7 protein-coding genes are annotated in these 6,528 nt (G+C 52.1%); 3 read left to right on the top strand and 4 right to left on the bottom strand.

What is annotated here, in order from left to right; genetic code table 11:
- Positions 1-597: 597 nt before the first annotated feature.
- Together FHR87_RS18535 and FHR87_RS18530 are read right to left on the bottom strand one after the other, a co-directional pair.
- On the bottom strand, positions 598-804 hold the full coding sequence (locus tag FHR87_RS18535) for a hypothetical protein (protein ID WP_183168253.1): 207 nt from the start codon (positions 802-804) through the stop codon (positions 598-600).
- 829 nt (positions 805-1,633) lie between these two features.
- Positions 1,634-2,185: a hypothetical protein gene (locus tag FHR87_RS18530; RefSeq protein ID WP_183168252.1), complete on the bottom strand. Its 552-nt coding sequence runs from the start codon at positions 2,183-2,185 to the stop codon at positions 1,634-1,636.
- 114 nt (positions 2,186-2,299) lie between these two features.
- Here FHR87_RS18530 and FHR87_RS18525 point away from each other — a divergent pair, with 114 nt between their 5' ends.
- Positions 2,300-2,971, top strand: coding sequence for a hypothetical protein (locus tag FHR87_RS18525; RefSeq protein ID WP_183168251.1), 672 nt, complete (start codon positions 2,300-2,302; stop codon positions 2,969-2,971).
- A 676-nt stretch (positions 2,972-3,647) separates the two neighbouring features.
- Positions 3,648-4,712 (top strand): acyltransferase family protein, encoded by a 1,065-nt coding sequence (locus tag FHR87_RS18520; RefSeq protein WP_183168250.1) that lies wholly within the window; start codon positions 3,648-3,650, stop codon positions 4,710-4,712.
- Positions 4,713-4,848: 136 nt separating this feature from the next.
- On the opposite strand, the gene FHR87_RS18515 is transcribed toward FHR87_RS18520, so the two are convergent.
- Positions 4,849-5,160: a type II toxin-antitoxin system YafQ family toxin gene (locus FHR87_RS18515; protein WP_183168249.1), complete on the bottom strand. Its 312-nt coding sequence runs from the start codon at positions 5,158-5,160 to the stop codon at positions 4,849-4,851.
- Positions 5,117-5,416 (bottom strand): type II toxin-antitoxin system RelB/DinJ family antitoxin, encoded by a 300-nt coding sequence (locus tag FHR87_RS18510; protein ID WP_183168248.1) that lies wholly within the window; start codon positions 5,414-5,416, stop codon positions 5,117-5,119. Before FHR87_RS18510 ends, FHR87_RS18515 begins: the two co-directional genes overlap by 44 nt.
- 136 nt (positions 5,417-5,552) lie before the next feature.
- On the opposite strand from FHR87_RS18510, the gene trfA reads away from it, so the two are divergent.
- Positions 5,553-6,437 carry a plasmid replication initiator TrfA gene (trfA, locus tag FHR87_RS18505; protein ID WP_221189928.1) on the top strand — a complete coding sequence of 295 codons (885 nt, stop codon included), beginning with the start codon at positions 5,553-5,555 and terminating at the stop codon, positions 6,435-6,437.
- Positions 6,438-6,528 lie beyond the last annotated feature (91 nt).

Genomic DNA, 6,528 nt, shown 5'->3' with positions numbered 1-6,528 from the left:
ACCGACCGAGGCACGGCATAGCACCGACCGAGGCACGGCATAGCACCGACCGAGGCACGGCATAGCACCGACCGAGGCACGGCATAGCACCGACCAAATTTTTAAAAAAAAATCGCTGCAAGCCACGGTATACGCAGCTTGCAGCGATTTGAAAAAAAACTGCTAATCCTTTCTTAATCAAAAACAAAACGCGCGAGCGCGCGAGCGCGCGAGGCGGCCGAGACGGCTACGAAGCCGCCGTTGGCGGCTGCGGTTTATGCCCCTGGAGGGGCGGGTGAAAAGCGCGATCCCACCCCAGTGCTCACCCACTTGGACTCAAGGGCTCCCACCGACCTCGGCTCCCTGCCACCTTGGCAGTGCCCTCTGGTCTTTCCCACCCCGAACGCTCCCCGTTTCTCAACGCTTCGCTGAGTAATCAGGAAAGTGTGGTCCGAAATACCGTCTGAATTCTGGCAGGAAGGCGTTTATTTTGCCGTCTATTGAACGATCACATAGTAGGCAATGCGATGGTACTTGGTAATGTCTTGAATGGCCTTAAAACGGCTTATTTTCGGCAATAGCTCCAAGGGAGGCCGAAGCCTCCCCTAAAGCCCCATCTCACGCTCGAAACAACCGCGTCTTAGCTATGCCCACCGCCCCGGCCAAGGGACGGATGAGCACCATTTGCGGGGTGCCACCCCCTGAGCTGTGCAACCGCTCCCGGCTTTCGGCTTCTGGTTCGGCCTGCGCTGCCACGCGCAGGGTGTGTCCGAACTCGCGCCCAGGCTTCGACCATATCGCCCAGGTGCTTTCGCGCCTACTCACCGAGTCTCCCCCTCTGACGACCCCAGGACAGTGCCAGCTGATCCCTTGTCGGCAGAGGTTCCCACGTTAGATCGCCCCGTCGAGACACTGCGCCACTGCGCTCCCCAGTACCGCTAGGCTACCGCCTCACTGTCGCTTTCATCGGCCCGAGATTCCAAAGCAGCTCGATTACTCACGGTATGGGTTCCTCACGCATGGCCAGATCCGCAAGATCATGGCTCAGTGCCCCTTACCCGGCAGCCTCCTCGAGGGAGGCCGTTACACGCTTAAGCTGTCCAGCGACCTGGAAAGGTTGCCCCTTCCAGTGCCAAGTCTTCCAGGTTTCCCCTCAGACCCCTGACGCCTCACGACGCCCTCAGCAGCCCACGTGCCAGGCTGTGGTTCGACCCTTCCGAGCCGCCCCCCAGCGGGATTTCCACCCGTTCGTGGCGATCAGGGTTAGCACAGTCACCTGTGCGCCCGTGTCCGTGTCGCCCAATCCCGCCCGGAACCTGGCGGATTGGGTCGAAGGTGGGGATTACACCCACCAGCGCCCGTCGTAGCCGTACCAGCCCCACTACGGGCATACGGCTTCAGCGGTTGCGGTTTCCAGGTTGGCGCCCTGAAAACGCCGATGATTGGCGGTCATCGGTTCAGCTCAACAAATGCCGGAAAATCGTCGATTTACCCGGTAGGCATAGCTAAAAATCGGTGAATTTCTCCTGTGCGACGGCCCCACTTTGGGCAGTTGAGGGTCTGGTTTCTCCCGAATGAGCAGTCGGGGTGGCTGGTTCTCGGAATCCGTGACGTGGGCTCCGGTGGGCATGGCGGACAGACTTCGGACCGTCTGTCAGGGCACGGATTGCGATTTTTGTGACTGCTGAGCGCGGTTCTTGATGCGTTCGGCGGCACAAATGGCATTACGGGCCCGTAGCTTGAACTGCTCGATCTGGACCATGCTGTCACGCCTTTCAGCCTCTGCCTGCTGCTTGAGGGTCTTGGCTTCATCCATCTGCCGCAAGGCCAACAGTCGCGTCTGTTCCGTCTCCTGCAAGCGTTGCCGGTAATGCTGCTCGGCCTGTTCCTGGGCGGAGTCCCGCTCCTGCTTTAGGTGCTCGATGTGTTCGTTTAACCGCTGACGTTCGGCTTGTACATCCGCGTTATCCGCTTCCTCGTAGGCCCACGCGAACACCAGGCCAAATCCCAAAAAGCCTCCCAGGGAGCCCACTGCGAGCACGGGCCAGAGATGCCGCAAGATGCCGAAGCCTTCGGCCACCTGTATGGGTGAGGTGTGCTCCGGGAAGTACCGGGCCAACACCAGATCGGGGAGCACCCACACTCCCCAGGCCGTCAGCCCGAGCAGCAGAGCGATCGCAAGCAGAACTACCAAGGACTTGCGCATATCGGGGATTTAAGTCGAGCAAAAATCGCCTTGCAAGGCGATTTTTGCGGGTTTTCTGGAATCTCTTTTGTCGTATTCTACCAAAACTTCAGTTTTTTATATGACGATCTCTACATGAGTTCCATCATTACCCATAAAACCGATGCGATGCGCAAGCTCCAACTGTTGGTCGCCCGAGGGCATAGCCGGTGGACGGCTGGCCAGGTCGAACCGCGCAAACTGCAGGCACTTACCCTTAAGTTCAGCGACCGCTACGGCACCGAAAAAACCGCCCAGCAACGCTGGCGAAGTAAGGCCAAAGGCGAAGCTTCCAGTCACCTGGTTCTGTGGCAGGAACAGCCCAGTGATCTCGTGGCTGCTCCGGTCCACTGGTGGTTGGTGGTGACTCCCGGCGTTGGCTTGGTCAGCGACCTGGAACAGCTCCAAGACGCACGGCGTCAACGGCTCAGCCTCACCGGCTACGAACTGGCCCAGATGCCCAGGAAGGGCCGCCTGGCCTCATGGACTTGGCGAATGACGGCAGAGAACTATGCGGTGTGGGAAGAGCGGCTCAGGACCATAATTCGGCACAACGATGAACTGGGAATCAGTCAGTCGCTACACAGCCTTCGTAGGACCCCGCCGTTCGCTGAGAGTAGGCGGCAGGCTTTCGACTTGGGTAGACTGGCCCAGGCTGAATGGAAACGCACAAAGCGTGGTCTCTGCCCGTATGACGGACTGTACGTGGGCTGGTTCGGGCGATTCCAAGCCGCTGCTAAAGCACCGCTGAAAAAGCCTCGTTGCTGAATCCGGTTGTATTCACTAGTTGTAACGACCTGCAAACGAAAACGGCCCGACCTGCAATCAAGGCGATTTTCGACCGGGATTAACTGCGACTGACCGATCTGGCCAACCAGCATTAATTGCGAATGAACCTGCATTGATCCGCGCCGACCTGCATTCCATCGGAGCCAGCCAGAACTAGCTACATCTGATCGAACGTCCAGAATCTTTCAAGAGTCCAGAGAAACTGGACTTTGATTTCTGAACAGGATTCGTAGAGCGATCAGGCAGAGTAAGGTGGCTTACCGAACTTCATCGACGCTAGCGTCTGGAAAACCATCGTTTGTTGGACGCTAGCGAACCCAGTGAATAGTCGCAGTTAATCCCGGTCGAAAATCGCCTTGATTGCAGGTCGGGCCGTTTTCGTTTGCAGGTCGTTACAACTAGTGAAGGACGAGATGACGAGAATTAGGGCCAGCATCGGCAGCAGCAGCGTGCTTGGAACTATGCCCAGCAGGTTACTCCTTAAACCCCCGCTCGCTTCTGCATCCGGCCAATGAATCGGATTCTTTTGGGGGAACTCATCTCTCTATTTTTAGACTGATAAAATCTATCAATCAGTATTTTCATAGTAATACGCAGCCCTCTGACATTAAACGAAATACCCAAAGAGTAAAGATTGGATGGAGAACAGTAACCTATGAAGCAATCTCAGCAACATAAAGATAGCAACTTTGATTTCCTGCGTTTTTCAGCAGCAGTCATGGTGGTCATCAGTCACAGCTACTGGCTACATGGAAGCCATAATTCGGAATCACTTATCACTGGCGAGTTCGGTATTGGTCTTATCGCGGTGTATATGTTCTTCATTATCAGTGGGTTTCTAGTTACCTCATCATGGAAAAATAGCAGAGATAATTTCAGCTTCGTTATTAAACGTTTGTTGCGAATCATTCCGGCGCTGATCGTGGCAACGCTGTTCACCGTCTTTATTATCGGTTCATTCGTAACTGAATTACCACTGGCCGAATATTATTTTAACAATCGCACTTGGAAATATCTTTCTAATCTCGTTTTCTGGATCCAATTTGATCTACCTGGAGTTTTTACCGGAAATCCTTTTCCAAATATAGTTAACGGCTCAATTTGGACATTACCTTTTGTCCTGCTAATGGATATTTCGCTTCTTTGCTTTGCTGTAAGCGGGATGCTTCAACCTACTATTATCGTTACCGGACTCGTCACTCTGATATTGACAAACATTGCTCTGCTAACTTTCACTGAAGTGGATAGCAAAAGTATTATAAACTTGATTACACTCGGTACCTTTTTTTATTTCGGCGTGACGCTTTATCTATTCTACGAACGAGTGCCTTGGAACAAGACACTCGCTCTTGTGCTAACTTCAGTACTATTGCTTGGTCTAACATTAAAGTTAGGCTCTATCACTTTAGTGATAGCCTTGCCTTATCTTACAATTTACGTTGCATATTTGAGAATCCCGCGACTGTCTCACTTTGGTCGATATGGAGATTTTTCTTATGGAATCTATCTCTTTGGTTTTCCTATGCAACAGCTAATTATTCACTGGCTTGATGCAGATAGTATTTCGATAAGTGCTTTCATTGCTCTTAGTTTGATAGTGAGTTTCACTATGGGTGTATTATCATTTTATTTAATTGAACGCCCATCATTAGCACTAAAACGCTATTTATCTCAGCGAAGTATTGATAAAAATATTAATTTAACAATTGTAAAAAAATAATTGGCGCTCGACTTGTTATACAAAATTAATCTAATATTTTTCACCATAACCTAACAGCACCTTAAGCACATAGCCGCCCTCGCCTTTTTGTCCGCAGATAAGATAGTCCATACACGTCGATCGCGGGTCTGTATAGCTAGCCAAAAAGCTCGCTGTGGGTCCCAAGGTCAACGAAGGTAATCAGATCGCCGCTATCCTGATAGATCAGAAGAAAGTCGCCACCGATGTGGCATTCCCTAGAACCGTCCCAGTCGCCTTTTAACTCGTGATCTAAGTACTCGGCTGGTAGAGGTTCGCCAAGAAATAGAAGCGCCATAACCGCTCTGGCCGCGTTCATATCGCGGCGGCCAGCTCGGTTATAGCGTTCCCATGATTTCTTGAATTCAGCTGTATATGCAACGCGGTTAGGCAGTACCGCACGCTTTTGCTTCTTTTCCTGCTTCGCCATCCAACTCCCTCAACATCTCATCTACAGAGTCGAACTGACGGCGGATCTTACGAGCCTGTGTTAGGGCTCGTGAGGTTTTCTCGCTGGGCATACGTACCTCAAAGGGTAGTCCCTGAGTCGCAACGACTTGGCGGAGAAAGAGGCGCATTGCATCGCTGACGCTAAGGCCACAACTTTGCAGTACAGCAGTGGCGCGCTCCTTCAAATCCGCTTCAATGCGGCAGCGCACGTCAGTGGTTTTCAGTTCAGCAGCCATAGTATCACCTCTTACATATTTTGTAGTTACAATGATACCACACTCTGATTTGCTAAAGAGTTACCGACTGTACATAAGAACAAAAGCCGGATGAGCGCCTAGTATTTGGATTTTTGGATTGGGAGGGGATAAAGCAATGACAGAACACTGGGGCTTACTAGACAAGCTTAAACACATGGAGGAACGGAATATCAGAAGCAAGGAGGCTGATGCTTCTGTCGTTGCTCCAATTCTGCAGCCGGCCCAGGTGATCCGGTTGCCGTTATGGCCTGAAGGCGTTAGGGGAGTGCCAAATAGCGTACTTCGGTGCGCTCTGTTCGGAGCCATAAGGCGTGGCAAACGGGCCTATCAGGACGCCGTGAGGAAGACTAGTGTTGATGGTGTAACTGTTATTCATTCTGGACCGCAACTTGATCAGGCTGATTTGGATGTGTGGGAGCAGTGTTTGCACCTTACCCGGATTGAGGGTTTGGGATTACGCATTCAATTTTCTGCACATAGCTTCCTAAAATCCATTGGTAGGAGCACTGGTAAAAGCCAGCACGAGTGGTTGAAAGGAGCACTGCGTCGGTTGATGACTTCGCTCGTTGAGCTAAAGGATTGCAATAAAGTTTACGCAGGCCAGTTGCTACATGACTGGGGGCGGGATGAAGAGACAGGCGAACACATTATTGAGATGAATCCCAGAATCGTTGCTATGTACGGCGGTGATGGCTGGACACAAATCGAGTGGGCTGAGCGCCATGCGCTTAAGGGGCAGCCGCTAGCCCAATGGCTTCATGGGTTTTACACGAGTCATGCGAAAGCGTACCCCTACAAAGTGGAGACGCTGTATCAATTATCTGGTAGCGAAGCTAAGCAGCTAAAGCACTTTAAAGCCGAGTTGAAACAGGCTCTTGAAAGGGTAAATGAAGTCACTAGATGGAGTTGGTTGATTAATACCAATAACTTGGTGGTAGTTGATCGGCTCCCTTCTGTAAGCCAGCAACGGTATTTGAAGCAAAAAACAGAGGTCAAATAGCACCGACCGAGGCACGGCATAGCACCGACCGAGGCACGGCATAGCACCGACCGAGGCACGGCATAGCACCGACCGAGGCACGGCATAGCAC

This window comes from Azomonas macrocytogenes (genome assembly GCF_014191985.1).
Classification (GTDB): domain Bacteria; phylum Pseudomonadota; class Gammaproteobacteria; order Pseudomonadales; family Pseudomonadaceae; genus Azomonas; species Azomonas macrocytogenes.
Note: the sequence above shows the minus strand (reverse complement) of the source record. Positions and strands in the feature narration are given on the sequence as shown.

Excerpts from the sequence above, each read along its gene's own strand:
- FHR87_RS18530 (WP_183168252.1), bottom strand. The coding sequence starts at position 2,185 with ATGCGCAAGTCCTTGGTAGTTCTGCTTGCGATCGCTCTGCTGCTCGGG.
- FHR87_RS18525 (WP_183168251.1), top strand. The coding sequence starts at position 2,300 with ATGAGTTCCATCATTACCCATAAAACCGATGCGATGCGCAAGCTCCAA.
- FHR87_RS18520 (WP_183168250.1), top strand. The coding sequence starts at position 3,648 with ATGAAGCAATCTCAGCAACATAAAGATAGCAACTTTGATTTCCTGCGT.
- FHR87_RS18515 (WP_183168249.1), bottom strand. The coding sequence starts at position 5,160 with ATGGCGAAGCAGGAAAAGAAGCAAAAGCGTGCGGTACTGCCTAACCGC.
- FHR87_RS18510 (WP_183168248.1), bottom strand. The coding sequence starts at position 5,416 with ATGGCTGCTGAACTGAAAACCACTGACGTGCGCTGCCGCATTGAAGCG.
- trfA (WP_221189928.1), top strand. The coding sequence starts at position 5,553 with ATGACAGAACACTGGGGCTTACTAGACAAGCTTAAACACATGGAGGAA.